The 25,425-nt window shown below is 50.6% G+C and carries 26 protein-coding genes and 2 other annotated features; of the genes, 22 read left to right on the top strand and 4 right to left on the bottom strand.

The genetic code is table 11. The features are described from left to right. The first annotated feature begins 10 nt into the window (after positions 1 to 10). The 4 genes from nrdR (at position 11) to thrS (ending at position 4,975) form a co-directional block, all read left to right on the top strand. Entirely contained in the window at positions 11 to 478 is a 468-nt protein-coding gene (nrdR, locus tag ACYVUU_RS07475; RefSeq protein ID WP_002879222.1) for a transcriptional regulator NrdR, read from the top strand. Positions 479 to 481: 3 nt separating this feature from the next. Continuing rightward, positions 482 to 1,810, top strand: a complete 1,329-nt coding sequence (locus tag ACYVUU_RS07470) for a DnaD domain protein (RefSeq protein WP_484500503.1) — start codon at positions 482 to 484, stop codon at positions 1,808 to 1,810. Between the two features lie 10 nt (positions 1,811 to 1,820). Next, positions 1,821 to 2,744 carry a primosomal protein DnaI gene (dnaI, locus tag ACYVUU_RS07465; protein ID WP_439775440.1) on the top strand — a complete coding sequence of 308 codons (924 nt, stop codon included), beginning with the start codon at positions 1,821 to 1,823 and terminating at the stop codon, positions 2,742 to 2,744. 299 nt (positions 2,745 to 3,043) lie between these two features. After that, a complete protein-coding gene (thrS, locus tag ACYVUU_RS07460; protein WP_484500502.1) occupies positions 3,044 to 4,975 on the top strand; it encodes a threonine--tRNA ligase in 1,932 nt (643 codons plus the stop codon). 98 nt (positions 4,976 to 5,073) lie between these two features. On the opposite strand, the gene ACYVUU_RS07455 is transcribed toward thrS, so the two are convergent. Further along, positions 5,074 to 6,474: an ATP-binding protein gene (locus ACYVUU_RS07455; protein WP_484500500.1), complete on the bottom strand. Its 1,401-nt coding sequence runs from the start codon at positions 6,472 to 6,474 to the stop codon at positions 5,074 to 5,076. A gap of 125 nt (positions 6,475 to 6,599) precedes the next feature. Here ACYVUU_RS07455 and ACYVUU_RS07450 point away from each other — a divergent pair, with 125 nt between their 5' ends. The 13 genes from ACYVUU_RS07450 (at position 6,600) to ACYVUU_RS07390 (ending at position 15,775) form a co-directional block, all read left to right on the top strand. Next, on the top strand, positions 6,600 to 6,962 hold the full coding sequence (locus ACYVUU_RS07450) for a hypothetical protein (RefSeq protein WP_484500499.1): 363 nt from the start codon (positions 6,600 to 6,602) through the stop codon (positions 6,960 to 6,962). 71 nt (positions 6,963 to 7,033) lie between these two features. Continuing rightward, positions 7,034 to 7,348 (top strand): hypothetical protein, encoded by a 315-nt coding sequence (locus ACYVUU_RS07445; RefSeq protein WP_484500498.1) that lies wholly within the window; start codon positions 7,034 to 7,036, stop codon positions 7,346 to 7,348. Between the two features lie 67 nt (positions 7,349 to 7,415). Further along, positions 7,416 to 7,527 (top strand) — a sequence feature (ribosomal protein L20 leader region). Positions 7,528 to 7,574: 47 nt separating this feature from the next. Next, on the top strand, positions 7,575 to 8,096 hold the full coding sequence (gene infC, locus ACYVUU_RS07440; protein WP_270447633.1) for a translation initiation factor IF-3: 522 nt from the start codon (positions 7,575 to 7,577) through the stop codon (positions 8,094 to 8,096). Positions 8,097 to 8,116: 20 nt separating this feature from the next. Continuing rightward, positions 8,117 to 8,317 (top strand): 50S ribosomal protein L35, encoded by a 201-nt coding sequence (gene rpmI, locus ACYVUU_RS07435; RefSeq protein WP_002879235.1) that lies wholly within the window; start codon positions 8,117 to 8,119, stop codon positions 8,315 to 8,317. 44 nt (positions 8,318 to 8,361) lie between these two features. Beyond that, a complete protein-coding gene (gene rplT, locus ACYVUU_RS07430; protein WP_002879237.1) occupies positions 8,362 to 8,718 on the top strand; it encodes a 50S ribosomal protein L20 in 357 nt (118 codons plus the stop codon). 108 nt (positions 8,719 to 8,826) lie between these two features. Then, complete coding sequence (gene yqeH, locus ACYVUU_RS07425; RefSeq protein WP_484500497.1) at positions 8,827 to 9,936, top strand: ribosome biogenesis GTPase YqeH; 1,110 nt, start codon at positions 8,827 to 8,829, stop codon at positions 9,934 to 9,936. A gap of 10 nt (positions 9,937 to 9,946) precedes the next feature. Beyond that, positions 9,947 to 10,585, top strand: a complete 639-nt coding sequence (locus ACYVUU_RS07420; protein WP_296225406.1) for a nicotinate-nucleotide adenylyltransferase — start codon at positions 9,947 to 9,949, stop codon at positions 10,583 to 10,585. After that, complete coding sequence (gene yqeK / locus ACYVUU_RS07415; RefSeq protein WP_484500496.1) at positions 10,578 to 11,171, top strand: bis(5'-nucleosyl)-tetraphosphatase (symmetrical) YqeK; 594 nt, start codon at positions 10,578 to 10,580, stop codon at positions 11,169 to 11,171. Before ACYVUU_RS07420 ends, yqeK begins: the two co-directional genes overlap by 8 nt. 42 nt (positions 11,172 to 11,213) lie before the next feature. Next, complete coding sequence (gene rsfS / locus ACYVUU_RS07410; RefSeq protein WP_439775376.1) at positions 11,214 to 11,561, top strand: ribosome silencing factor; 348 nt, start codon at positions 11,214 to 11,216, stop codon at positions 11,559 to 11,561. 3 nt (positions 11,562 to 11,564) lie between these two features. Then, positions 11,565 to 12,719, top strand: coding sequence for a nucleotidyltransferase (locus tag ACYVUU_RS07405; protein WP_484500495.1), 1,155 nt, complete (start codon positions 11,565 to 11,567; stop codon positions 12,717 to 12,719). Further along, the gene (locus tag ACYVUU_RS07400; RefSeq protein ID WP_484500493.1) at positions 12,719 to 13,297 is read left to right on the top strand and encodes a DUF177 domain-containing protein; all 579 of its coding nucleotides are present in this window, start codon (positions 12,719 to 12,721) and stop codon (positions 13,295 to 13,297) included. Before ACYVUU_RS07405 ends, ACYVUU_RS07400 begins: the two co-directional genes overlap by 1 nt. A 185-nt stretch (positions 13,298 to 13,482) precedes the next feature. Beyond that, the gene (locus ACYVUU_RS07395) at positions 13,483 to 14,196 is read left to right on the top strand and encodes a response regulator transcription factor (protein ID WP_050952641.1); all 714 of its coding nucleotides are present in this window, start codon (positions 13,483 to 13,485) and stop codon (positions 14,194 to 14,196) included. After that, positions 14,189 to 15,775, top strand: coding sequence for a HAMP domain-containing sensor histidine kinase (locus ACYVUU_RS07390; protein WP_484500492.1), 1,587 nt, complete (start codon positions 14,189 to 14,191; stop codon positions 15,773 to 15,775). Before ACYVUU_RS07395 ends, ACYVUU_RS07390 begins: the two co-directional genes overlap by 8 nt. 105 nt (positions 15,776 to 15,880) lie before the next feature. Here ACYVUU_RS07390 and yidC read toward each other — a convergent pair whose 3' ends face one another. Together yidC and ACYVUU_RS07380 are read right to left on the bottom strand one after the other, a co-directional pair. Beyond that, positions 15,881 to 16,843 carry a membrane protein insertase YidC gene (gene yidC, locus ACYVUU_RS07385; RefSeq protein ID WP_484500491.1) on the bottom strand — a complete coding sequence of 321 codons (963 nt, stop codon included), beginning with the start codon at positions 16,841 to 16,843 and terminating at the stop codon, positions 15,881 to 15,883. 33 nt (positions 16,844 to 16,876) lie between these two features. Further along, positions 16,877 to 17,149: an acylphosphatase gene (locus tag ACYVUU_RS07380; RefSeq protein WP_439775381.1), complete on the bottom strand. Its 273-nt coding sequence runs from the start codon at positions 17,147 to 17,149 to the stop codon at positions 16,877 to 16,879. A 65-nt stretch (positions 17,150 to 17,214) separates the two neighbouring features. Between ACYVUU_RS07380 and ACYVUU_RS07375 the strand changes: the two genes are divergently transcribed. The 5 genes from ACYVUU_RS07375 (at position 17,215) to greA (ending at position 22,707) form a co-directional block, all read left to right on the top strand. Continuing rightward, positions 17,215 to 17,979: a TrmH family RNA methyltransferase gene (locus tag ACYVUU_RS07375; RefSeq protein WP_439775382.1), complete on the top strand. Its 765-nt coding sequence runs from the start codon at positions 17,215 to 17,217 to the stop codon at positions 17,977 to 17,979. A 77-nt stretch (positions 17,980 to 18,056) separates the two neighbouring features. Then, complete coding sequence (locus tag ACYVUU_RS07370) at positions 18,057 to 18,407, top strand: winged helix-turn-helix transcriptional regulator (protein WP_270447644.1); 351 nt, start codon at positions 18,057 to 18,059, stop codon at positions 18,405 to 18,407. A 42-nt stretch (positions 18,408 to 18,449) separates the two neighbouring features. Then, positions 18,450 to 18,651 (top strand) — a binding site (T-box leader). A gap of 36 nt (positions 18,652 to 18,687) precedes the next feature. Further along, on the top strand, positions 18,688 to 19,737 hold the full coding sequence (pheS, locus tag ACYVUU_RS07365; protein WP_484500490.1) for a phenylalanine--tRNA ligase subunit alpha: 1,050 nt from the start codon (positions 18,688 to 18,690) through the stop codon (positions 19,735 to 19,737). Then, complete coding sequence (gene pheT, locus ACYVUU_RS07360; RefSeq protein ID WP_484500489.1) at positions 19,737 to 22,148, top strand: phenylalanine--tRNA ligase subunit beta; 2,412 nt, start codon at positions 19,737 to 19,739, stop codon at positions 22,146 to 22,148. Before pheS ends, pheT begins: the two co-directional genes overlap by 1 nt. A 70-nt stretch (positions 22,149 to 22,218) precedes the next feature. Continuing rightward, positions 22,219 to 22,707, top strand: coding sequence for a transcription elongation factor GreA (greA, locus tag ACYVUU_RS07355; protein WP_201335917.1), 489 nt, complete (start codon positions 22,219 to 22,221; stop codon positions 22,705 to 22,707). Between the two features lie 52 nt (positions 22,708 to 22,759). Here greA and ACYVUU_RS07350 read toward each other — a convergent pair whose 3' ends face one another. Next, positions 22,760 to 25,342, bottom strand: a complete 2,583-nt coding sequence (locus tag ACYVUU_RS07350; protein ID WP_484500488.1) for a YfhO family protein — start codon at positions 25,340 to 25,342, stop codon at positions 22,760 to 22,762. Between the last annotated feature and the right edge of the window lie 83 nt (positions 25,343 to 25,425).

Raw genomic sequence — 25,425 nt, 5'->3', positions numbered from 1 at the left:
GAGCTTCAACATGCTTTGTCCAAATTGCCATCAAAATGCCTCCCGGGTTATTGATTCTCGGCCGACTGACGAAGGGCGGACCATCCGCCGGCGGCGGGAATGCGAAAACTGCGGCTACCGCTTTACGACTTTTGAACGGGTGGAACAATCACCCCTTTTGGTGATCAAGAACGACGGCACCAGAGAGGCCTTCAGCCGGGAAAAGATCCTGAACGGGGTGGCGGCTGCCTGCCAGAAGCGGCCGGTAACCAGTGAACAGCTCAACAAGCTGGTCGACAATGTTGAAAACCGGATCCGAGCTAAAGGAGTCAGCGAGATCTACTCCAAGGAAATCGGGGAATTAGTCATGGACCAATTAGCCGACATCGACGACGTTGCCTACATCCGCTTTGCCTCCATCTACCGCCAGTTCACTGACATGTCCAGCTTCATGAAGACCATGGAGGACATGATGGACCGGCACAGCAAGGCCAAGTAGTCCATGTACGAGAATTCCAATCCGCGTCTGCGCTACGTCGTTTTAAATGAGCTGCCAGGCCAATCCGGCCAGGGGCAGGTCTTGATCAAGCTCTACCAGCCCTTGATCGGGGCTTTAGGGGTTGCCCTTTACCAGACTCTGGTCCAGGACTTTGATCCTTACCGGTCCTTGTCTGCTTCAAGTGCCCTGTACAGCTTGCAAGAAGACCTGGACTGCAGCCTCCGCCAGCTCTGGCAGGCCCTGCATAAACTGGAAGCTGTGGGGCTCTTGAAGACCTATGTCAGCCACAATCTCCGCTTGGGGGATATTTTGGCTTTTAAGCTGCATGCCGTGCCGGATGCCAGTGAATTTTTCAACACTTCGCTGTTAGCCAGCCTCTTAAAGGAAAAAGTTGGCGGTGTCCGCTTCAGCCAGCTTTCCCGGGAATTTGCCAAGCAGGCCCAGGTCAAGGAGCGGCAGCTGGACAATCTAGAAGAAGTTTCCGCTTCATTTTTTGAAGTCTTCCGCCTGCCGGAAAATGAGGCCATCAATCCTTCAGAAGATGTCCAAAAGGCAGCTGAGGAAAATGCCAGCCAAAAGACTGAAGATGCCCAGGTCAATTTAAAGCAGATCGACTGGCAGTACTTGAAAGACCGCTTCGCGACTTACCAGATCCCGGAAAGCGAGATCGACCGGCAAAAAGACGAAATCCGGTCCATCATGGAGCTTTACGGCTTAAGCGAGGAAGAGTTTATCAACGAAACCCTGCCGACCCTGCATGGCAGCTACCAGCTGGATGCCGCGGCGATTAGAAAGAGCCTCAACTACAACTACAAGGCTGACCACCGCCGCAAGCAGGTAATCAAGCGCCAGGAAGAAAAGCAGGACCGGCCAAGCGTGGACCAGCAGGACCAGGAGCTTTTAGACCTGGTTACCTCTAAGACGCCGATTAATTTTTTGGATGACATGAAGCTGGAGAAGGGCGGCTTTACCACGGCCAGAGAGCGGCAGATCGTCAACAACCTGGACAGACAGATTCACTTGAACCATGGCTTGATCAATGTTCTGGTCTACACCTGCCTCAACTACCAGCCAGTTTTGACCCAGGATTTGGCCAACAGGATCGCCAACGACTGGCTGCAAAAGGGAATCACGACCCCGGAAGCCGCCATCAAGCATCTGCGCGATGGAAAGAAGCAGGCCCAGGCAGGGCAAAAGAAGAACTACTCAGCGGGCAACCGGCGGCTTGAAAAGGGGACTGACTGGAACAAGAAGCAGTTTGTCCAGCCGGTCAATATTTCAGATGAAGACTTGCGGAAGATGCTGCAGGGGCCGGACAAGAAAGACAAGTAAGGGTGATTAGATGAGAGCAATTGGCGACATGTTGAGTGAAGCGGCTAAGGCCGCGGCAGCCAAGAACGGGCAGGATTTTTCGGCGGAATCATTTGAAAAGATGAAAAAGCAGGTTTTCGCTGACCCTGACGTCCGGGCTTTTCTTACTGCCCACCAGGACCAGCTGACCAAGGAGAGCGTGGACGCCAGCTTTGCCAGCCTCTATGAATACTGCCAGCAAAAAGACGGCCACGACAAAGTGATCAGCGGTTATTTGCCTGAGCTTTTTATGGAGGGACCCCTAATCGGGATCCGCTACCAGGCCAGCCAGGCTAAGCAGCGCCGGGACAAAGAAGAAGCGGCCAAGCGGCGGATTGAGCTGATTGACTTGCCGGAGAAATTGCGCCGGGTCAAGTTAGAAGACTTGGACGTGGCAGTTGAGCGCAAGCAGGCCTTGTTTGAAGTAGGGGCCTTTTTGCAGGCTTACCAGAGCAATCCCCACGCCAAGGGCCTCTATTTAAGCGGAGACTTTGGGGTCGGGAAGACCTACATTTTAGCGGGCCTGGCCAACCGGGTAGCGGAAATGGGGGCCAAGGTGATCTTTTTGCACATGCCGACCTTTATCGCGGGCCTGTCCAGCCACTTTGGCGACAACAGCCTGCAGGCTGAAATCCAGCGCCTGGCTGCTTGCGATGTCTTGATTTTGGACGACATTGGGGCAGAGACCCTCAGTCCCTGGTCAAGAGATGACGTTTTGGGCGTGATTCTTCAGGCCCGGATGGACAATGACCTGCCGACCTTCTTCAGCTCCAACTTTGACATGGATACGCTTGAGAGCCACTTTAGCGCGACCAAGAATGCAGATGACCCGGTCAAGGCGGCCCGGCTGATGCAAAGAGTACGCTATTTGGCTAAAGAAGTGGTTGTTTCTGGGAACAACCGCCGCCTGCAGTAATTTTTTGAAAAAAGTGGCAAAAAAGCCTTGTCTTATTTGGGCAAGGGGGTATAATCGAAAAGTAAATAGAAGACATGATTCCTCCCGCTTCAGAGAGAGGGGCCCCGTTCTGAAAGCCCCCATTTGGGAGGAACCCCACCTTCTATGACCCCAAAAGATAAATGACAAGGTTGGACGCCGTTATCAGTCCAATAAGAGAGGCCGCTTGAGGCCTGAATTTTGGGTGGAACCACGATGATTAATCGTCCCGAGCATGTATTTGTGCTCGGGACTTTTTTGTTTTTGGAGGATTTAAACCAATGAGTTTTGCTTTGACTCTGCCAGATGGCTCAAAGAAAGAATTTGACGCAGCCGTTTCCGTTGCTGACCTTGCTTCCAGCATTTCAACTTCCCTGGCTAAGAACGCCGTTGCCGGCAAGGTTGACGGGGAAATCAAGCCCCTTGACTTCCAACTGGACGCTGACCACGAAGTTGCCATTTTGACCAACAAGGACGCTGAAGGCTTGAGCGTTTTACGGGCAACTGTTGCCTTCGTTTTGGAAGCTCTGGTTAAGGACAAGTACCCGGAAATCAAGCTGGGCCAAGCTGAAATTTCAGAAGACGGCTTCTTCATCGAAACTGACAAGGAAGACCAAATCAAGGTTACTGAATTGCCAGACTTGGAAAAGGCCCTGCAAAAGGCCATCAAGAACGGCGAAGCCATTGAACACGTACAAGTAGCTAAGAGCGAACTGGCTGAAGCCTTCAAGGACGACCCATACAAGAGCGAACTTTTGGCTAAGGAAGGCGACGTGGTTGACGCCTACAAGCTGGGTGACTTCGTTGACTTTGGTTTTAGCGCCCTTTTGCCAAACACTGGCAAGATCAAGAAGTTCAAGCTTTTGTCAGTAGCTGGTGCCTACTGGAAGGGCAAGAGCTCAAACCCAATGCTGCAAAGAATCTTCGGGACTGCCTTCTTCAAGGAAGCTGACCTGGAAGCTGACCTCAAGCGGCGGGCAGAAATCAAGGAAAGAGACCACCGGACTATCGGCCGGGACCTGGACCTCTTCTTCGTTGACCCTAAGGTTGGGGCAGGTCTGCCATACTGGATGCCAAAGGGTGCTACTATCCGCCGGATCATTGAACGCTACATCGTGGACAAGGAAGTCGCAGCCGGCTACCAACACGTTTACACTCCAGTTTTGATGAACCTGGACGCCTACAAGACTTCCGGCCACTGGGCTCACTACCGGGAAGACATGTTCCCGCCAATGGACATGGGTGAAGGCGAAATGCTGGAATTGCGGCCAATGAACTGCCCATCCCATATCCAAATCTACAAGCACCACATCCGCTCATACCGGGAACTGCCAATCCGGATTGCTGAACTGGGTATGATGCACCGGTACGAAAAGTCTGGTGCCTTGTCAGGCCTGCAACGTGTCCGGGAAATGACTCTGAACGACGGTCACACTTTTGTAGCTCTGGACCAAGTGCAAGAAGAATTTGCCAGAACTTTGCAAATCATCATGGACGTCTACCACGACTTCGACATCAACGACTACTACTTCCGTCTTTCATACCGGGATCCAAAGAACACTGACAAGTACTTTGCCAACGATGAAATGTGGGAAAGAAGCCAAAGCATGCTGAAGGCAGCTATGGACGACATGGGCCTGGACTACGTTGAAGCTGAAGGTGAAGCTGCCTTCTACGGTCCAAAGCTGGACATCCAAACCAAGACTGCTTTGGGCAACGACGAAACCATGTCAACCATCCAACTGGACTTCATGCTGCCAGAACGCTTCGAACTGTCATACATCGGCGCTGATGGTGAAGAACACCGCCCAGTTATGATCCACCGCGGGATCGTCGGCACTATGGAACGGTTTATCGCTTACTTGACTGAAATCTACAAGGGTGCCTTCCCAACTTGGCTGGCTCCTGTTCAAGCTGAAATCATTCCAGTTAACCTGGACGCTCACTCAGACTACGCTAAGAAGGTTCGCGATGAACTGGTAGCCAAGGGCTTCAGAGCTGAAATCGACTTCAGAAACGAAAAGCTGGGCTACAAGATCCGTGAATCACAAACCCAAAAGGTACCTTACACTCTGGTGCTTGGGGATGATGAAATGAACGCCGGCACGGTTAATGTCCGTCCTTACGGGACTGAAGAACAAAACTCCGAAAGCCTGGCTGAATTCATGGACAAGCTGAGCAAGGACGTTGCAAACTACTCCCGCGAAGACTAATTCCTTCCTTATAAAATTGAACCCTTTCTGACATAAAAAAACATCCTGTCTCAACTTTGAGGCGGGATGTTTTTGCGTATGTGCTTTTACATTTGGGCTTACATTATGTCGAAGCTGATTAAGTGGCAGTCGACTTGCTGGGCTAGTTGGCGGCATTTGTCAGTAAAGCCGGTCTTGGAGAACAGATAGTAATTTTTCTTAGGAGTAGGGAAGAGGCTGCTCCGGTAGATGAGGGTTTCAAGGATATCCGCGGAGATCGGTTCGTTTTTCCACTTGCATTCGCCAAAGTAGCCGTTCAGCTTTTGGTCATCGAAACCGACTATGTCCATTTCAACTTGCTTCTTTTCCTTGGGATCAGGCCCCCACCAATTGCCTAAGTTTACAAAAGGCTCTGGCACCAGGTCTGGATCAAACAGCTTGGACCAGAGGTATTCTTGGGATAGTTTCTCAAATTCTGGTCCCATGAAGTGGGGGAGCTGCTTTATGATGTAGTCTAAAATTGGCTCGGTAATCCCCCGTTCGATAAAGCTGACCCGTTTGCCGACGAAAGTATACCAGAAGCGGAACATGACATCCTTAATGGCATAGATGGTCTTCCGGCTTCTGGCTTTATCAATTTCTGTAACCGGCACCCGTTTTTCGATAATGCCCAGGTCGATCAAATTGTCCAGGTAAGGGCTAAGGGCCCCGCTGGCAATACCAGTTTTAGTTGAGATCTCTGACTGCCGGCTGGCCCCGGCCGCGATGGCACTGATGATGGAGCTGTAACTTGCTGGCTCGCGGAGTTCTTGATTGAGCAGACTCATCGGTTCCGCATAGAGCATGGCGCTGGTTGTCAGAAAGTTGTCCTTGATATTGTCCCTAAGGGATTTTTCTGGAGACATTAGGGACAGGTAGAGGGGAATTCCACCGGTGATGGCATTGAGTTCAAAAACTTCTTCCTTATTTAACTGCGGGAAAAATTCTTCGGCATCATGCAGGCTAAAGGGTTTCAGCTTAAACTGGGCAGTTCTGCGGCCATAAAGCGGACTCTTGTAGCCAAGCACTTGCTTTTCCATGAAGGACATGGAACTGCCGCAGAGAATAAGAAAGAGTTTGTTCTGTTTAAAATAATGGTCGATGTAGGATTGCAGCATTGAACTGATTGGCGGATAGGCTTTCGCCAGGTAAGGAAATTCATCAATGACTAAGATCAAGCGGTCATTTTTCTCAGAGATATGAACGAGATATTTGAAGGCTTGCTCAAAGGAGGCAAAATTCGGCCCATCCAGATAGCTGGGATCTTCGTAGGCGTGAATCGCGTCAGAAAAACGAGATAAACTATCCTGGAATTTTTCTTCAAGGCCAGTAAAGTAGATAGCTTGCTTGCCTTTTAGAAATTGGTTGATCAAGCTGGTTTTCCCGATACGATATCTACCATAGATGACCGCAAATTGAAAGCTGTCTTCTTGATAGAGCTTATTCAAAGCTGAAAGCTCTTGCTTTCTGCCGATAAACATTGGAATCACCTCGTTATCAATACTATGTTTTACAACATCATACTTTACAAGTTTACGATATACAAGTTTACGATATTGTTAATTGCGGGATGTTTTTTGTATATACAAGGACACATTTTAGATGAATGATTGATAAAAGCGAATGGAGAATTTCCTTGATCAATATGGTTATAAATGATAATTTCAAAAGAAAGCGAATTAAAGAGATGAGAAAAGAGAAGGATGAAGGCAATATGAAGCAGATTGTTGTGAAAGTTCTTGCGAATACGTTGATTCTGTTCATTTTGACTTATGTCGTTGATCTTTTGACCCACCACAATAGCAACTACTGGAACATTATTCCGATATCACTGGCAGGCTTAGGCAGTTATGAGCTTTTGCGGAGTGATTCGGTCTCTGACAGAGTCAAAAAGATTATCAATTGGATCACATTTACAGCTGGAGTTATATTGGCGGCAATTCTTATATACATCAGTTTGATGGAATAACATCTAATATTTACCTACTGCTAGAACATTAGCCTTTTGGATTAGACAAGCATTGGAGTTCGTGGTATAAAATGTCAGAAGAAAATGAATTAGACTATCAACTGTATTTGATCAAATCAGTCTTAGCAGACTGCATTGACAAGCTTGACATGCCGAAAAGTCGAACAGCGTTTTTGCTCTATTATGATATCAGCGCCGAAGATTCTCATGAGATCGACAAACTGTTTGCGGAGATATCTCTCAATGATGACGTGATCGGCTTTGCCGATTTCCAAGAGAAGCTGAATGAAAGATTGAGCCTGCCTTTGGCAGAGAAAGTCGTTAAAGAAATGCTCCAAGCATACAAGGAATACGTTCCTGTCGCGATTGGCAAAATTAAGCTTTAAGCAATCAGGCTGAAAGTGAAATTGACCCTTGACGGGCAATCTTAGACCTAGTACAATAGTAGAAGTTGAGAACAAGAAGAAGCCCCCGCTTCTCGCCTAAGTTATTCAACCTCTGGGCAAATCGATATTTTCTGTTGATTTTAAAGGCGGGTGCAATATGCCCGCTTTTTTCTTGTCCTCGAAATTAACATGGAGGTGAACAGTTATACCACAGAAACAAAACAACATGATCCTTAACGAAAGCATCCGCGCTCGTGAAGTTCGGCTGATCAACGCTGAAGGTGAACAAGTTGGGGTCGTGTCAAGAAATGAAGCTCTGCGCCAAGCGAGCGATGCCGGCCTTGATTTGGCTTTGATTTCACCAAATGCCAAGCCGCCTGTAGCAAAGATTCTTGATTATGGTAAATACCGGTTCGAACAGCAGAAGAAGCTGAAGGAATCACGCAAGAATTCCAAGCAGGTCAGCGTTAAGGAAATCCGTTTGAGCCCGACGATTGAAGGCAATGACTTCGAAACCAAGCTTAAGCATGCCCGCAAGTTCTTAGAAAAAGAAGGCGCCAAGGTTCGTGTTTCGATTCGTTTCAGAGGCCGCGCGATCACGCACAAGGAATTAGGACAACAAGTGCTGGAAAAGATGGCCGAAGAAACTTCGGATATTGCTGTTGTAACCAGCCGGCCAAAGATGGAAGGCCGTCAAATGTTTTTAATGCTCAGTCCTAAGAGTGATAAAGACAAGAACAAAAAATAGTTAATTGGAGGAATTTTACCATGCCAAAGATGAAAACCCACCGCGCTTCAGCTAAGCGTTTTAAGAGAACTGGTAACGGCGGTTTGAAGCGCCACCACGCCTTCACTGGCCACCGTTTCCACGGTAAGACCAAGAAGCAACGTCGTCATTTGAGAAAAGCCGCTATGGTTTCACGCAGCGACTTGAAGCGCATCAAGCAAATGCTTTCCCAAATGCGTTAATTTACTATTTTTTAATACACTAACGATATTAGGAGGATTTTCAGATGCCAAGAGTTAAAGGTGGTACCGTTACACGCGCACGTCGTAAGAAGGTTTTGAAGCTTGCCAAGGGTTACCGTGGTTCAAAGCACGTTCAATTTAAGGCTGCAAGCACTCAATTGTTCGTTTCATACAAGTACGCATTCCGCGACCGTAAGAAGCGCAAGAGCGAATTCAGAAGACTGTGGATCGCCCGGATCAACGCAGCTGCTCGTCAAAACGGCTTGTCATACTCAAAGATGATGCACGGCTTGAAGCTGGCTGGTGTTGACATGAACCGTAAGATGTTGGCTGACATCGCCTACAACGACGAAAAGACTTTTGCCGCTTTAGCAGAAACTGCTAAGAAGGCTTTGGCTTAATTCTTTGGAAGAAACGCATCTAGCTTGGCTAGGTGCGCTTTTTCTTTGTTAAATGCCGGCTTTCAGATATAATTAAGGAAGATGAAATTTAAGGAGGAAAACTCAGACATGAGTGAAGAAATTCGCTGCATCGGCTGCGGCGCCGCCCTGCAGAGCCAGGACGCCAAAGCCCCCGGCTATCTGCCTGCCAGCGCCCTGGCCAAGGTAGAAAATGGTGAAAGAGAAGAAGTTTACTGCCAGCGCTGCTTCCGCTTGCGCCACTACAACGAGATCATGCCGGTTTCTTTGGACAATGACGACTTCTTGGCCCTCTTGAACACTTTGGGTGAAAAGAAGGCCCTGATTGTCAACGTGGTGGACCTGTTTGACTTCTCCAACTCGCTGATTTCTTCTTTGAAGCGCTTTGTCGGCAACAATGACTTTATCCTGGTCGGCAACAAATTGGACCTCTTCCCGAAGAATTCCAAGGAAAGCAAGATCAAGGACTGGATGCGGCAGGAAGCCAACCGGATGGGCCTGTACCCCAAGGACATCTTCTTGATCTCCGCAGCCAAGAAGAAGAACCTGGACACTCTGATTGAATACTTGAACAAGCACAGCCAGGACCAGGACGTCTACTTCGTCGGCACGACCAATGTCGGCAAGTCGACCTTGATCAACGCCATTATCGATGAAATGGGGGACGTCCAGGACTTGATCACTACTTCCCGCTTCCCGGGGACCACTTTGGACCAGATCGAGATTCCTTTGGACAACGGTCACTTCTTAGTCGACACGCCAGGGATCTTGACCGACAAGCAACTGGCCAGCCGGCTGGACCCGAAAGACCTGGACCTGGCTTCGCCAAAGAAGCCGCTTAAGCCGGCCACTTACCAGCTTTTGCCAGGCAATACCATCTTCTTGGCAGGCCTGGGCAGAATCGACTACCTGAAGGGGCCGTCAACCAGCTTTACCATCTACGCTGCCCGGGGCATGTACATCCACCGGACCAAGACGGAGAAGGCTGACGAATTTTACCAAAAGCACGTCGGTGAATTATTGTCTCCGCCAGGGCCAAATAGCGACCTGCCGCCGCTTAAAGGGCAGGAGTACAGCATCAAGTACCGCAGCGACGTATTGTTTGCCGGGGTAGGCTTCATCACCGTGCCGGAAGGCTGCGTGATCAAGGCCTACACGCCGGGCGGAATTGGCTTAGGAACCAGAAGAGCTTTGATTTAGAGGTTTAAGTATGGATTCATTGGTAGATTTCAGTAAAGAAACGCAAGTAAAAGTGCAGACGGCTGAAAGCCAGAGAAAAGGCAAGCAGATCGGCATCATGGGCGGCACCTTCAACCCGGTGCATATGGCCCATTTGGTTGCCGCTGAGCAGGCAATGACCAAGCTGCACCTGGATGAAGTCTGGTTCATTCCGGACAATATTCCCCCGCATAAGGACGCTCCCTTAAACGTGTCTGCCCGCGACCGGGCCACTATGCTGGATTTAGCCACCCGGGACAATCCTCGTTTTAGGGTCAAGCTGCTGGAACTTTTCAGAGGCGGCGTTTCTTACACGATTGATACCATGCGCTATTTGACCAAGAAGGCGCCGGAAAATACCTACTACTTGATCATGGGCAGCGACCAGGTCAACAGCTTCCACAAGTGGAAGAACGCTGATGAACTGGCTAAATTGGCTACCTTGGTCGGCATCCGCCGGCCGGGCTACCCGCAAGATCCCCAATATTCCATGATCTGGGTTGACGCTCCGGACATCCGGCTCAGCTCAACCGCTATCCGCCGGGCTGTTTCAACAGGGACCTCAATCCGCTACCTAGTACCGGACAAGGTCCGCGAATATATTGAAGAAAAGGGGCTTTACCGTGACTGATCCAGTTTTTAAGGAAACATATTCTCCCTTGTCCAGCAGTGAATTAGTGGCCAAGGAAAAGAGCATGATGGATGAAAAACGCTTTGCCCACTGCGTCCGCGTCAGTGAAACTGCCCGGACCCTGGCCAAACTCAATGGCTATGACGAAGACAAGGCATCCTTGGCCGGTTTTGTTCACGACTACGCCAAGCAGATTCCAGTCGAAGAATACGTCAAGGTCATCAAGGAAGAGGGCTTTGACCAGGATCTTTTGAACTGGAACCGGGCTATCTGGCACGGGATCGTGGGCAGCTGGTTTATCAAGCGCGACCTCGGCATTACTGACCAGGAAATTTTGACCGCTGTTTACCGCCACACCACCGGGGACGTGGAAATGACCACTCTGGATCAGATCGTCTTTGTAGCTGACTATATCGAGCCTGGCCGGACCTTTGCCGGCGTTGAAGAGGCCAGAAAGACCAGTTACGCGGATTTAGCTTCCGGGGTTGGCTATGAACTTGCTCACACTCTGGCCTTTTTGATTGAAAAGAGAAGCAAGATCTACCCAAGGACTTTGGCTGCTTACAATGTCTGGGCAGCTGAGTAAAAATAGATAAAATTAAAAGTAAGAAAACATTAGGAGAAAAATTTGAAGAGCGAAGAATTACTTGACTTAGTTTTAAACGCAATCAGCGAACGGCACGGGGAAGACACCGAAGCCTACGACATGCGCGGCATCAGCATCCTGGCTGACTACTTCGTGGCCACCAGCGCCACTTCCAGCCGTCAGCTGCACGCCATTGCCAACAGTATCATCGAGGCCTGCCACGAAGCCGGCTTCTACGACTACCGGGTTGAAGGCAACCATGACTCAGAATGGCTCCTGGTTGACCTGGGCGACGTCGTGGTCAACATCTTCTCAGAAGATGCCCGGGCCTTCTACAACCTGGAAAAGCTCTGGGCTGACGGCAAGCGCGTGGAACTTGAGGAAGACTAGGCAATGAGCGTTGTCGGGATTGTTGCTGAATATAACCCTTTCCACAGTGGTCATGAATTCTTGATGACCCAGGCCCGCTTGATCGCTGGCGATGACCCCATTATCGCGGTCATGTCCGGCAATTACGTCCAGCGTGGGGAAATGGCTATTCTGGACAAGTGGTCGAGGGCCCGCAGCGCCATTGAGGCCGGGGCTGACCTGGTTTTTGAATTGCCATTTTCCTATGCAGTCCAAGCAGCTGACATGTTCGCTACCGGCGGGGTCGACCTTTTGACCCGCTTGGGGGCCAAGAACCTGATCTTTGGGGTTGAAGACGCCAACTTGAACTTTGAATATTTCGGCGACCGGATCTCCAAGATCCCCCGGCAAAGGCAGGAATTCGCTGATTACAGCCAGACTTATTCCACCCAGTACAACCAGATGGTGGCCCGGGAAGTTGGCCATGAAGTCAGCGAGCCCAACGCGATTTTGGGCCTGGCCTATGCCGTGGCCAATGCCAATCTTGGCTCACCGTTAAAGCTCAGCCCGGTCAACCGGGTAGGGGCCGGCCATGACGATATCCTGCAAAGAGAAGCTGCCGTCCAAAGCGCCAGCGCAATCCGCAACCTCCTTTTAAACGGGGCAGAGCGGGAGGAATTGGAGCAGTGGCTGCCGAAAGGGGAAATCGCTGCTTTTGACCAGGAAAAGGTCCTGCCTAACTGGGAACTGCTCTTCCCATTTCTGAAATACCGGCTGGAATCAGCTTCAATCAAGGAATTGCAGCAGATCTATCAGATGAGCGAAGGCCTGGAATATAAGTTCAAGGCGGAAATCCACCTGGCTGAAAACTTCGCTGATTTCCTCCGCCGGGTCAAGTCCAAGCGCTACACCTATTCAAGGTTAAGAAGATTGAGTCTCTACACCTTGCTGAACGTGACTGAAGCAGATGTCTTAAACAGCTACGACCATGTTTCCACCATGCTTTTGGCCTACAGCAAGCGGGGGCGGAAGTATTTGAAGCAGCAGCGGAAAGACTTTGCAGTCGACATCGTTTCCAAGGTGGACCGCAAGAATGCCCAAGAAGGGACCCTGGGCCTGCAGGTCAGGGTTGACCGCTTATTTGAACAGATTGTTGGCGCTGACCAGAACTTTGGTCGGCGGCCACTCGAGGTAAATTAATGCTAGAACTTTCATTTTTCCAAATCAAGAACAGCCGGGAGCCTTTGACCCAGATCTCAGCTGATTTGACTTTTGCTGACGGCTTTTACGAGCGGGCCAAGGACCTGGTCTACGAGGTCAAGAGCGCCCACGTGGAAGGGCAGCTCTTTTATGACGAACCCTTCGTGACTGGCAATTTCCAAGTGGAAGCCGACCTACTGGTTCCGTCCTCCCGCAGCCTGGAAGCTGTGCCTTTAAAGCAGAAATTCAGCTTTGTGGAAAATTATTCCGACCATGAACCGACCCAGGAAGAAAAAGAACAGGGCTTGATGATCATTCCGCTGGACGATGACCGCATTGACGTGCAAACGGCCGTGGAAGACAACATGCTCTTGAATATTCCAAGCACGGTTTTGACCAAGGAAGAAGCTGAAGAAGATCTTTATCCGGAAGGCCAGGGCTGGGAAGTCATGTCTGAACAGGACTTTGCCGGCCAGAAGAAGGACCGGGTCAACCCGGCCTTCGCTCAGCTGCAGGGTCTTTTGGACAAGATGCAGGCTGAAGAAGACAAGAATAAAGCAGAAGATGAAGAAAAATAAAAACATTCTTCAGTAAAACAGGTCTTTTTCCAGAGAAAATTCATCTGGCAAGGGACTTGTTTTTCTATGGGACTTGTTAAAAAGCTGATTTTGGGCTATCCTAGAATTATTAAAATATACTTTAAGATTATACTTGGATTCAGCAGACCCAAAAATTAATCAGTAGGACGTGAGGGGATAAAAACATGCCGAAAATTTTAATTGTTGAAGACGAAAAGAACCTGGCTCGTTTCGTCGAACTCGAACTCCAGCACGAAGGCTATGAGACCGTAGTGGAAAACAACGGCCGCAAGGCTTTGGATCGTGCTTTGAGTGAAGACTTTGACGCGATCTTGCTGGACTTGATGCTGCCAGACTTGAATGGTTTGGAAATTGCCCGCCGTGTGCGGCAGAGCAAGACCACGCCGATCATCATGATGACTGCCCGCGACTCCGTAATTGACCGGGTATCAGGCTTGGACCATGGGGCTGACGACTACATCGTCAAGCCATTTGCCATTGAAGAACTGCTGGCTCGCCTGCGTGCTGTCTTGCGCCGGGTCAAGATTGAAAAGGATGCTTCAAAGGACAAGCTGCCGCGGCAAAAGGTGGTCAAGTTCAAGGACTTGACCATCGAAACCGCAAACCGGATCGTTCACCGGGGCGACGGCAAGACTGTTGACTTGACCAAGCGGGAATACAACCTGCTCATGACCTTGATCGAAAACAAGAACAATGTTGTTGGCAGAGACCAGCTCTTGAACAAGATCTGGGGGCCGGAATCAAACATCGAAACCAATGTTGTCGAAGTTTACGTCCGTTACCTCCGCAACAAGATCGACATCCCTGGCCAGCCATCTTACATCAAGACGGTGCGCGGAACCGGCTACATGGTAAGAGACGAGGACGACAATGCATAAGCAAAGCGCCAGCGGCAAGAAGGAGACCAGGCACGTTTCACTGATCGTGAGATGGGTCAGCATCGTCGCCATGACGATCACGGTCTCCTTTCTTGTTTTCTCAGCTGTCGTCTACAATACGGTCAAGCAGGAAGCCCTAAGCCAGCAGAAAGATACTTCCAATGAAGTCGTCAACATCCTCCGCAAGCGCTTGGTGGGCATCGATGATGAGCTGGAAATCACTAACGTGGTCCAGCAATTGTCGCCCAATACCAGACGGATCTTGAAGGGCGGGCCGGCTTTGTCAGAAAATGACAGCAACAACAGCAGCGTTTTTGGCGACACGGTCTTAAGTACCGTGACCAACCCTGACGTGACCGTGGCGATCTACAATCTCCGCAATGAGATCGTCTTTCATAACGGCGACAGCGCTCCTAAATTGGTCAAATTCACCAGTGAAAGCAAGAGCGTGGTCAAGGAAGACAAGAAGGGGCAAAGCTCCCTGTATGTCTACCGGAAGGTCAGAAACCGGACGACTCATAAATTGACCGGCTACATTGTCGTCAAGAACCAGATGACCGGCTACAACCGCTTGATTACCCGGACTCTGCGGGCTATGCTCTGGCTCTCAATTCTGGGGGTCAGTCTGGCCATCGTCGTTTCCTACCTGGTTGTCCGCAGCGTTGTCAGACCGATCAAGAAAATGTCCAAGGTGGCCAGGGAAGTTAACGCTGACCCCAACAGCACGGCCAGAATTCCTGAGCTGCACAGAAACGACGAACTGGAAGAACTTGCCCTGTCTTTCAATATGATGCTGGACCGGATGCAAAAGTATATCGAACAGCAGAAGCAGTTCGTCTCTGACGTCTCCCACGAATTGAGGACGCCTGTGGCGGTCATTGAGGGCCATCTGAGCATGCTTAAGCGCTGGGGCAAGGATGATCCCCAGGTCCTGGAAGAATCCATTGACGCCTCGATTTCGGAGGCTGAGCGGATGAAGCACTTGATTCAGGAAATGCTGGATCTGACCCGGGCTGAGCAGATCAGCGTCCACTACCCGAATGCCATTGCTGAGCCGATGGAAGTTTTGACTCGGGTAGTCGGGGACATGGGCATGGTTCACCCGGACTTCAAGATTTCTTTGGAAGTTGAGGACCTGGACCCGGATACCAAGATTCAGATTTACCAGGGGCACCTGGAGCAGATCTTGATCATCTTGATCGACAACGGGATCAAGTACTCAACTGACCGCAAGGAAATCTCTGTGGCTGCCGGCCAGTCCGGCCAGGAAATGCAGATCGTGGTCCAAGACTACGGCGAAGGGATTTCCGATGAGGACAAGAAGAAAATCTTCAACCGCTTCTACCGGGTCGACAAGGCCAGAACCCGGGAAAAGGGCGGCAACGGCCTGGGCCTGTCAATTGCCCAGAAGCTGGTGGAATCCTACCACGGCACTATCGACGTTGAATCAGTCTTAGGCCAGGGGAGCCAGTTCAGAATCACCTTCCCGGTCTTGACTGACGAAGAAGTCAAGCAGTTAGAAAGCCGGCAGCAAAAGCAGGCTGAAACTGAGAGTCCGAAAAAAGATCCGACAATTTAACATTCAGAGCAAAATAAAAGCCGCTGTTCAGCGGCTTTTATTTTTGTTCTGTTCTGTTTTGTTTATTTTTTCTTTTTTGTTTTTATTTGTTTTTTCTTTGGAAGATTACTTCCGCTTCTGCTTGCCCTGGTTGCGCTTGCGCAGGTCGCCGGACTTCGGCTGGCTGGCAGGCTTCTTTTCAGCAGCTGGCTTTAAGATCTGGTCGATCTTGGCTTGAGTAACGACTTCCACGATCGGGCTGTCTTCCAGTTCCTTGGAAACCCGCTTCTTGGCCCGCGGCTGCACGATGAAGGTGGTGATCAGCTGCTGGATGACCATGACCAGGTTGCCGACTGCCCAGTAAAGAGCCAGGGCGCCGGAGAAGGACATGGAGAAGAAGAAAGTCATGATCGGGTTCATCAGCATGGTGGCCTGCATGGTCTTCTTTTGTTCTTCAGGGATGCCGATCATGGCCACGTAGCTTTGAATCAAGGCAAAAACAGTGGCGATGATGGCCAAGACCATGGACTTGCTGGACAGAGAGATGCCGAAGAAGGTGGACTTGGCCAAGGTGCTTGAGTAAGCCACGGCCTGGTAGATCCCGATCATGATCGGCATTTGAATCAAGAGGGGCAGGCAGCCCATTCCGCCAGTCATGGAGACATTGTTCTTAGAGTAGATTTCTCTTTGCAGACCACTCAAGGCCAGCTGCTGGTCAGGAGTCATGCCCGGGGTCTTCATGGCCTTTTGCAAAAGCTGCATCTGTGGCTGCAGGCGATGCATTTTTTCTTGCTGCATGGTTGCCTTGTGCTGCTGGTTGATCATCAGCGGCATCAAGATCACTCTGACGACCAAAGTGATGATGACGATAGCCCAGCCGGCCCCGCTGGCCCCGCCAATGGCGTGGGCGATGTTGACGGTGATATGCTGCAAAGGTAGGCCGATCCACTCATAGATCCAGTAGTAAGGACCACTGGTTGGTGCCTTCAAGCTGCCGTTCTTGCTGGTCTGGCTGGCGCAGGCCGTAAGAAAAAGCGGCAAGAGCGCCAGCAGACTGACTGGTAACAAACGTTTTTTGATTTTTTTCATTGATTAGTTTCTCTCCAAATTTTTAGGATCTGACTAATATAATACATGAAAAGAATGCATTTGTTCCATTTCAGGCAGAACTTTTGTGTCCAAACGGTAAATTTTCGCGTAAGGAGCGGCGTCTGGCAGCGCAGCTTTAAACTTGACCAGGTCAGTTGGCGTACCTTGAATGACGATGGTGACCGTCCCGTCGGGGTTGTTCTTGGCGGTGCCGGCCAGGCCCATCTTCTGGGCCAGCATCTGCACGCACCAGCGGAAGCCTACCCCTTGGACGACCCCATGTGCTAATAGTTCCCATGTTTGCATTTTGCTTACCTTCTTTATTTTTTGCAAAAAATCATTAAAATAGTATTTCTAAGGAGTATTTTATCATGCAAGAAAGAACATCTGTCAACAATCCGCAAATTAAGGCCATCGGCAAGCTGAACCAGAAGAAATACCGCGAAGAAAGCGGCTATTACCTGATCGAAGGCTTCCATCTGGTCGAAGAAGCTTTAAAAGCAAGAGTCAAGTACCGGGAAATTCTGGCTACTGAAGAGGCACTCAGCCGCTTGGAGCAATTGGACCTGGCTTATGATGAAGACAAGCTGATCAAGATCAGCCAAAGCGTGGCCAGCCACCTCAGCAGCACCAAGAATTCCCAGGACATCTTCATGACCGTCAAGATCAACCAACCAGAGAATTTTGATTTCAGCTACGGCAAGTGGGTCCTTTTAGATGACCTGGCTGACCCGGGTAATGTCGGCACCATCATCCGGACCGCTGACGCGGCCGGCTTTGACGGGGTGATCCTGTCAAACAAGACGGTTGACCTCTACAATCCCAAGGTGCAGCGGTCCATGCAGGGGAGCCAGTTCCACTTGAACTTGATCAAGGCTGACCTGGCAGAAGCCATTGCCAGCTTGAAGGCAGCGGATATTCCGGTTTATGCCAGTCTCTTGGACCCTTCTGCTAAACAATTGGGCGATTTTGCCCCAGTTGCCCAGGTTGCCTTGATCATTGGCAATGAGGCCCATGGGGTAAGTCCGGAAATCGCGGCACTGGCTGATGAGAAGCTTTACATCCCGATCAAGGGCCGGGCTGAGTCCTTGAACGCCGCTGTTGCCGCCGGGATCATGATCTATCATTTCAGCTAAAAAACGTTTCGCTTGTTTTTCGTAAGTAAAGTATGCTTAAATAGATAACATGGAAACTAATTTGAGGAGGATTCTCTATGACAGAATTAGCCGAACAGGACGCGCCATGCTGTAAAAATGCTGAAAACTACGAAATGTGCGCCCGCTTCGTCAAGGCCTTTGAAATCATCGGCAAGAAGTGGAACGGCTTGATTATCAGCTCCTTGTGCGACACTAAGGCCATGCGCTTCAGAGACCTGGCCCACGCGGTTGGTGCCTGCTCAGACCGGGTTTTGGTTGAACGCTTGCGGGAGCTGGAAGCTGACGGAATTGTCAAGCGGTCCAAGGATGAAGAAAAGAAGATCGTCCTTTACACTTTGACGCCAAAAGGAGCCGAATTAAAGCCCGTCTTTAACCAGGTGCACATCTGGGCGGACAAGTGGGCGTAAAAAATGACTTGCATTTAAGCCAGTTTTAGCCTATGATTTTAATTAATTACTAAGAACAAGACTAGTAACAAGACTGATCTTTGACAGGGAGGTTTCTTGGCAACTGAAAGGAAACCAAAGAGCAGCTTGCGAATTTCATCTTGCGAGTAGGATCTAATCAATTCCGGCTGCCACCGTTATCGGTATAGAGCGCAGGCCTTTTTAGGCCTGAACTAGGGTGGTACCGCGAAGCTTCGTCCCTTTTGGGGGCGGAGCTTTTTTTGTTGAAAGGAATAAGTAAATGGATTTATTTGATCGATTGAAGGCTCTGCGTGAGCAGGGGCTTGCTGAAATCAAGGAAGCAGAAAGCGAAAAGAGCCTGAATGACGTCCGGGTCAAGCTGGTCGGCAAGAAGGGTGAACTGACGGAAATCCTTCACCAGATGAAGGACGTTGCTCCGGAAAAGCGGCGGGAAGTTGGCCAGGAGGTTAACGAACTCCGGGACCTCTTCAATGAAAACCTGGCCAGTGCCAAGGATGAATTGATCGAAAAGGCCATTGAGGCCCGCCTGGAAGCTGAAAAGATCGACGTGACCCTGCCAGGGCGCAGAAAGCACGTCGGCTCCAAGCACCCGATCAGAATCATTCAAGACGACCTGGAACGCTTCTTCATCGGCATGGGCTACCAAGTCGTTCAGGGGCCGGAAATCGAAAGCGAACACTACAACTTTGAAATGCTGAACCTGCCTAAGGACCACCCGGCCCGGGACATGCAGGCTACTTTCTACGTTGACGCTGACCACCTGCTGCGGAGCCAGACTTCACCAGTCCAAGCCCGGACTATGGAAAAGCATGACTTTGACAAGGGGGACCTCAAGATGATCTCCCCAGGCAAGGTTTACAGAAGAGACGATGACGACGCCACCCACTCCCACCAGTTCATGCAGATGGAAGGGCTGGTTGTCGGCAAGAACATCTCCTTGAGCGACCTTAAGGGGACCTTGGAACTGGTTGCCAAGCACGAATTCGGCCAGGACCGGGAAACCCGCCTGCGGCCAAGCTACTTCCCGTTTACCGAACCTTCAGTTGAAATGGATGTTTCCTGCTTTGAATGCGGGGGCAAGGGCTGCGCGATCTGCAAGAACACTGGCTGGATCGAAGTTCTGGGTGCCGGGATCGTTCACCCGAATGTTCTCTCCGCTGCCGGGATTGACCCAACTGTCTACTCCGGCTTTGCCTTTGGCCTGGGCCTGGACCGGTTCGCCATCTTGAAGTATGGCATTGACGACATCCGCGACTTTTACAGTGACGACGTGCGCTTCTTGCAACAATTCCGTCAGGAGGAAGATTAATGTTAGTTTCTTACAATTGGTTGAAAGATTTCTTGAACATGGACGGCGTAGATCCTTACGCCTTGGCTGAAAAACTGACCCGGTCCGGGGTCGAAATCGCCTCAACGGTTCACCCGGAAGAAGGCTTGAGCAAGCTGGTCGTGGGCCACATTTTGACCTGCGAAAAGATCGAAGGGACCCACTTAAACAAGACCACGGTTGACGTCGGTGAAGACGAAGCCCGCCAGATCGTCTGCGGGGCGCCTAACGTGGCAGCTGGCCAGGACGTGATCGTGGCGCTGCCAGGTGCGCATTTGCCAGGCGGGATCAAGATCAAGAAGGGCAAGCTGCGCGGGGTTGAATCAAATGGGATGATCTGCGGCCTGCAGGAACTTGGCTTCAGCGACTCAGTTGTTCCGCCGAAGTACGCTGACGGCATCTGGGTCTTCCATGATCCGGACCTTAAGCCGGGTGACTCTGTCTTTGAAGCTTTGGGGATGGACGACTATGTTTTGGACTTCGACATTACGCCAAACCGGGCTGACACTTCCTCAATGGAAGGGGCAGCTTACGAAGTCGGTGCCTTGATCGACCAGAAGCCAAAGATCGAAGACGTTGTCCTCAAAGAAGACGGGGCAGATTGGACTGGCGACTTTACTGCCGTTGCTGATGAAAAGATCGCTCCGAAGTACTACTTGAGAAAGCTGACCGGGGTCAAGATTGCTGAAAGTCCCCTTTGGCTGCAGGCCCGCTTGTGGAATGCCGGCATCCGCCCAATCAACAACGTGGTCGACGCCACTAACTATGTCATGCTTTTGACTGGCCAGCCAATGCACGCTTACGACGCCAAGCTTTTTGACAAGACCAAGAAGATCGAGGTCCGCCTGGCCAAGGAAGGCGAAAAGCTGCAGCTCTTGAATGAAAAAGAAATCGACCTGGATCCGCAGGACATCGTGATCACTGACGGTGAACAAGCAGTCGGCCTGGCCGGCGTGATGGGCGGCTTGAACAGTGAAGTAACTGAAGAAACCACTGACGTGATCCTGGAAGCTGCTGTCTTTGACCCAGCTCTTACCAGAAAGGCGGCTCTGCGGCATGACAACCGGACTGATGCTTCAGCCCTCTTTGAAAAGGGGATCAACTGGGACAACACCCAAAAGGCCCTGGACGCCTGCGCGCTTATCTTGCGGGCTAATGCCGGCGCTACTGTCTTAGCTGGTGAAATCAAGGCCAGCGACCAGGACAAGGAGCCAGTTGTCATTACTACTACTGCATCCCGGACCAACAAGATCCTGGGCACTGACCTGTCTATGGACGAAATCGTCAAGATCCTGGGCAAGCTGAACTTCCCAGTTGAAGTAAAGGGCGACGAATACACGGTAACTGTGCCAAACCGCCGCTGGGACATCTTCATTGACTCTGACATCTTTGAAGAAGTTGGCCGGATTTACGGCTATGACAACATCAAGTCCACCCACCCGGCTACTGGTGAACTGACTGGCGGCTACGCTGCTGATGAAGTCAAGGTCCGTCACCTGCGTCAATTGCTTGAAGGGCAGGGCCTCAGTGAAACGATCAACTACTCTTTGACTTCTGAAGAAATGGCCACGACTTTTGTCAAAAAGGCCCTGGCTCCAGTCAAGGTCAACTGGCCGCTGAACTCAGCCAGAACCACCATGCGGCAAAACTTGATCTGCGGCCTTTTGGACACGGTTGCCTACAACTTTGCCCGCAAGCAGACTGAGCTGCAGCTCTTTGAAAATGGCCGCGTCTACGACATGGAAGGCGGCGACTACCACGAACACGAACATCTGGCAGCTGCTTACGTCGGCCTGGCCGGGGAAAGCAACTGGCAGCACAAGGACGAAGTAGTTGACTTCTACTATGTCAAGGGGCAGCTGGAAGACGTATTTGAAATGATCGGCGTCAAGGACGTGGAATACCGGGCAGAGTCAATCAAGGGGATGCACCCGACCAGAACGGCTGGCATCTACGTAAATGATGAATACATCGGTTTGATCGGCCAAATCGCCCCAGTTTTGACCATGACTGACAAGAACTTCGCCGGCAAGGAAATCTACGTTTACGAATTGAACCTGGATACCCTGCTGCCTTTGATGGCTAAGGGCGTCAAGTCCAAGCCGGCTCCGAAGTACCCAGCCGTTCAGCGGGACCTGTCCATCCTAGTTGACGAAGACGTCACTAACGCCCAAGTCGAAAGCTGCATCAAGGAAAATGCCGGCAAGTACCTGGTCAGCGTTGAAGTCATCGACGTCTACCAAGGTGCCCGCTTGCCAAACGGCAAGAAGAGCCTGGCCTACCGCTTGACCTTCTTAAACGAAGCAGAAACCTTGACTGACGCGGTTGTAACTAAGGCAACTGACGATGTGCAAGCCGCTTTGGAAGAAAAATTAGCAGCAAACATCCGTTAATGGTTGACTTTCGTGGAATTAAACTCTAATATTTAACATTGCATAATGCGTTAAATAAAGGAGAATCAAAATGCCTGAAAAAACCTATGAAATGACTGCCGAAGGCAAGAAGCAGCTGGAAGAAGAACTGCAAAATCTGAAGTTCGTCAAGCGGCCGCAAATCGTTGAACGTTTGAAGATTGCCCGTTCTTACGGGGACTTGTCTGAAAACTCAGAATACGATGCAGCCAAAGATGAACAAATGCGGCTGGAAGAAAGAATCGATGCCGTCAGCGAACAACTGAAGTACGCTGTCGTTGTCGACACTGATGCCGTTGACCCCGACGAAGTAAGTATCGGCAAAACCGTTACGGTTACTGAAGTCGGCGAAGATGAACCGGAAACTTATGAAATCGTGGGGAGCAGCCAGTCTGATCCATTCCACGGCAAGGTTTCCAACGAATCACCGATCGGCAAGGCCCTGCTTGGCCACAAGAAGGGTGAAACGGTCAAGATCAACGTTGACTCAGCCAACGTCAGCTACGATGTCGTAATCAACGACGTTAAGACGACCGACTAAAAAGGCGCTGTCCACACGGACAGCACCTTTTTTTGCGCTCTATTTTACTGTTTTAAATTCGCTGCTTCTTTTTCAAGAGCAGGTAGACAGCTAAAGTTATCAGGCTGATCAAGCTGCCGGCAATGAGGCTGACCGGCAAATAGATCAAGGTCAGCTTGTGCTTGCCCCCCTTTAAGTTAAAGGCCAGGAGGCTGGAAGCATATTTGTTGGTCTTGACCCGCTTGCCATTGTCATAGACCAGCCAGTTCTTGGAATAAGGAATGGTCGTGATCCAGAGCTTCTTTTGGCTCTTGAAGGCCTGGCTGGAAATTTTCAAGCCAGTCTGCTTTAACTTAAGTTCTGGCTCTTTCAGCTGCTTGATCCCGGCCTTGAAGGCGGAATTGTTGAAGTGCCAGAAGAGAAGACCAGTTAAGTCCAGGGTTGAATTGGTTAAATTGAAAGTGACCTTGATCCTGGTCTTTTTGTTTCCGCTGGCAACGTTGACCAGGCGGATCTGCCCATCCCGGCTTTCATAGTCATAAAAGATATCATTGACGCTCAAGCTGGAGGTCTTGAAGTCAAAGCCATCTGGGAGCTGCAGGTAGTAAGAGTCATCGTTTTTTGGCGTCAAGATGAAGGTGACGGAAGCCGGCTTGGCTGAGTTAGCTTTTTTAAAGACCAGAGGGTTGGACTGGTTGACCTTTAAGTTGGTCAGCTTGATCTGGCTCTTGACCTTGCTGAAAAGCTGGCCGGACAGGCCCAGGCTTTCCCAGAGCTTCTGCTGGTTGTAAACTGGGTCATTGTCCAGGAACTTGACCTGCTTCTGCTGGCTTTGGCTGGCAAAAATGAGTGGCAGGGCCTGCTTGTTTTCCAAAATGCTAAGCTGCTTGAACTGCTTTTTCGGGTAATAGCTGTTTAGATCTGCCCGGTGGTTCAAATTGTCATATGGCATCCGCTGGGCAGCTGAGACGCCGTCATAAGAATAATTCGGCTCCAGGTAGTATTTGACCCCCAGGAAGGCATCAGTCAAGAGCGTCCCGCCCTGGTTGGTGTAAGAGTTGCTGTTGTGGACATAGCCCAAGCGGCTGAGCAGGTTGGAAGTGCTAGAGTTGCTGATGGAGTTGAAGGTCGTCACCCCGTAGTAATTGCCGGTGAAGGGGTCGTCATCAGACCGGCTGAAACTCTTTTCCGTTCTGTAGAGGCTGGAATCGGTCTTGGCCAGGTAGCTGGTCGCCTGGTTGACGTTGGCTTCAAACTTGGCATAGTTCTTGTTTTCCTGGTAGGAAATCGCGTTTAATGAAAAAATCAAGTTGACCGTGACTTCAGAAACTACCAAAAGCAGGGCATAGTGGCCGGCCAGGTAGTGCTGGCCATAGATAAAGAGAATAAAGAGCAGGCCGGCCAATAGAAAGAGGCCGGTCGCGATCTGCCCGTCTTGCCGGATAAATTCCAGCTTGTCAGGATCGATGGCCAGGTAAATGGAGACGCTGGCTCCTAAAAGGGCCGCCAGGATTTTCTGCTTGAGGTTGAAGACGGGCTCCCTGTCCATATTTTCCAGGGCCAGGTTCAAGGCATAGAAGGAGACCAGGAAGCTGAAGCGGGCCGGGTACCAAACCGGGAATTGGCCCAAGTGCCAGATCAAAACCAGGGGGGTAAAGGACAAAGACAAGACCAGGAAGGCCAAAAGCAGGCCTCGGGTCAATTTTTCCCGCTTGCTGAACTTGGCATTAAAGATAAAGAGCAGGGCCAAAAGGGCAAAGCAGGAGGAGATGAAGATGTTGGGCAGACCGTCCGACATTTCATGGAAGCTGTAGGCCCCGTCGATTAATTTGGCAACCAGCTGATAGGGCGGGAACTGGAAGTTCAGCTTCCAGCTGATATCGGCATCGGTTTTGCCGGCTAAAAGCTCCAAAAAAGTCGGCCAGAGGCTGACCCCGGCCAGGCAGGAGCCAAAGAAGCTGGCCTTGAAGTAGGTCCAAAAGCGGACTTTCCGCTCACTGTTTGTGGCCAGACCCACCAGCAGGTAGAGCAAGCCAAAAAGCAGGGTCATGTAGCCGGTATAGAAGTTGGTCAGCCAGAGCAGGAAGGTGACCAGGACCAGGTGATTTTTCTCCCCGGCCAAAAGGCGGTCAATGGCTTCTTGCAGCCAGGGCAAAAGGGCCAGGCTGTCCAGCCACATCAAGTTCAGGTTGTTGGCAACGACAAAGCCGCAGAGGGCAAAGGCCAGGCTGGCAGCCAGAACGTATTCCTTGGCCAGCTTGTACTTTTTTCCCCAGACCAGGTAGCTGGACAGGCCGATGGCCCCGATCTTGCAGGAGATGACCAAAAGGATCCCTTGAGGCAGGAACTTTTGCGGGAAAAAGAGCAAGAGCAGGTTGAAGGGACTGAGCAGATAATAGCTGTCCGTCCCCAGCATCGAGCCTCCCAGGCCGCTGGCAAAGCTGTAGATCAATTTGCTTGGGTCCTTAAAGAGCTTTTGCTGGTAGTAGGCCAGGAAGTCAACATACTGCTGGCCCAGGTCAACGGTCAGGATATTGCCTTTCTTAGAGATGAAGTAGCCGGCGAAGATAAGGGCCGGCAGGGCGAAGGCCAGGCAGGCATAGAGCTGCTTAAGGCCGAATTTTTGGAAAAAACGTTTTATTTTGGATATGTACATTAAGAATTAGCTAACTCCTCTTCTGAATGATAGAATTGCACAGGTCTTTTTGCTAAAATTACTTGTTAGTGAGGATGGTTTTA

This window comes from Lactobacillus sp. WILCCON 0058, from assembly GCF_057198005.1.
The sequence above is the reverse complement of the archived record's forward strand: the minus strand, read 5'-3'. Positions and strand labels throughout refer to the sequence as shown.

Excerpts from the sequence above, each read along its gene's own strand:
- nrdR (WP_002879222.1), top strand. The coding sequence starts at position 11 with ATGCTTTGTCCAAATTGCCATCAAAATGCCTCCCGGGTTATTGATTCT.
- ACYVUU_RS07470 (WP_484500503.1), top strand. The coding sequence starts at position 482 with ATGTACGAGAATTCCAATCCGCGTCTGCGCTACGTCGTTTTAAATGAG.
- dnaI (WP_439775440.1), top strand. The coding sequence starts at position 1,821 with ATGAGAGCAATTGGCGACATGTTGAGTGAAGCGGCTAAGGCCGCGGCA.
- thrS (WP_484500502.1), top strand. The coding sequence starts at position 3,044 with ATGAGTTTTGCTTTGACTCTGCCAGATGGCTCAAAGAAAGAATTTGAC.
- ACYVUU_RS07455 (WP_484500500.1), bottom strand. The coding sequence starts at position 6,474 with ATGTTTATCGGCAGAAAGCAAGAGCTTTCAGCTTTGAATAAGCTCTAT.
- ACYVUU_RS07450 (WP_484500499.1), top strand. The coding sequence starts at position 6,600 with ATGATTGATAAAAGCGAATGGAGAATTTCCTTGATCAATATGGTTATA.
- ACYVUU_RS07445 (WP_484500498.1), top strand. The coding sequence starts at position 7,034 with ATGTCAGAAGAAAATGAATTAGACTATCAACTGTATTTGATCAAATCA.
- infC (WP_270447633.1), top strand. The coding sequence starts at position 7,575 with ATGATCCTTAACGAAAGCATCCGCGCTCGTGAAGTTCGGCTGATCAAC.
- rpmI (WP_002879235.1), top strand. The coding sequence starts at position 8,117 with ATGCCAAAGATGAAAACCCACCGCGCTTCAGCTAAGCGTTTTAAGAGA.
- rplT (WP_002879237.1), top strand. The coding sequence starts at position 8,362 with ATGCCAAGAGTTAAAGGTGGTACCGTTACACGCGCACGTCGTAAGAAG.
- yqeH (WP_484500497.1), top strand. The coding sequence starts at position 8,827 with ATGAGTGAAGAAATTCGCTGCATCGGCTGCGGCGCCGCCCTGCAGAGC.
- ACYVUU_RS07420 (WP_296225406.1), top strand. The coding sequence starts at position 9,947 with ATGGATTCATTGGTAGATTTCAGTAAAGAAACGCAAGTAAAAGTGCAG.
- ACYVUU_RS07405 (WP_484500495.1), top strand. The coding sequence starts at position 11,565 with ATGAGCGTTGTCGGGATTGTTGCTGAATATAACCCTTTCCACAGTGGT.
- ACYVUU_RS07400 (WP_484500493.1), top strand. The coding sequence starts at position 12,719 with ATGCTAGAACTTTCATTTTTCCAAATCAAGAACAGCCGGGAGCCTTTG.
- ACYVUU_RS07395 (WP_050952641.1), top strand. The coding sequence starts at position 13,483 with ATGCCGAAAATTTTAATTGTTGAAGACGAAAAGAACCTGGCTCGTTTC.
- ACYVUU_RS07390 (WP_484500492.1), top strand. The coding sequence starts at position 14,189 with ATGCATAAGCAAAGCGCCAGCGGCAAGAAGGAGACCAGGCACGTTTCA.
- yidC (WP_484500491.1), bottom strand. The coding sequence starts at position 16,843 with ATGAAAAAAATCAAAAAACGTTTGTTACCAGTCAGTCTGCTGGCGCTC.
- ACYVUU_RS07380 (WP_439775381.1), bottom strand. The coding sequence starts at position 17,149 with ATGCAAACATGGGAACTATTAGCACATGGGGTCGTCCAAGGGGTAGGC.
- ACYVUU_RS07375 (WP_439775382.1), top strand. The coding sequence starts at position 17,215 with ATGCAAGAAAGAACATCTGTCAACAATCCGCAAATTAAGGCCATCGGC.
- ACYVUU_RS07370 (WP_270447644.1), top strand. The coding sequence starts at position 18,057 with ATGACAGAATTAGCCGAACAGGACGCGCCATGCTGTAAAAATGCTGAA.
- pheS (WP_484500490.1), top strand. The coding sequence starts at position 18,688 with ATGGATTTATTTGATCGATTGAAGGCTCTGCGTGAGCAGGGGCTTGCT.
- pheT (WP_484500489.1), top strand. The coding sequence starts at position 19,737 with ATGTTAGTTTCTTACAATTGGTTGAAAGATTTCTTGAACATGGACGGC.
- greA (WP_201335917.1), top strand. The coding sequence starts at position 22,219 with ATGCCTGAAAAAACCTATGAAATGACTGCCGAAGGCAAGAAGCAGCTG.
- ACYVUU_RS07350 (WP_484500488.1), bottom strand. The coding sequence starts at position 25,342 with ATGTACATATCCAAAATAAAACGTTTTTTCCAAAAATTCGGCCTTAAG.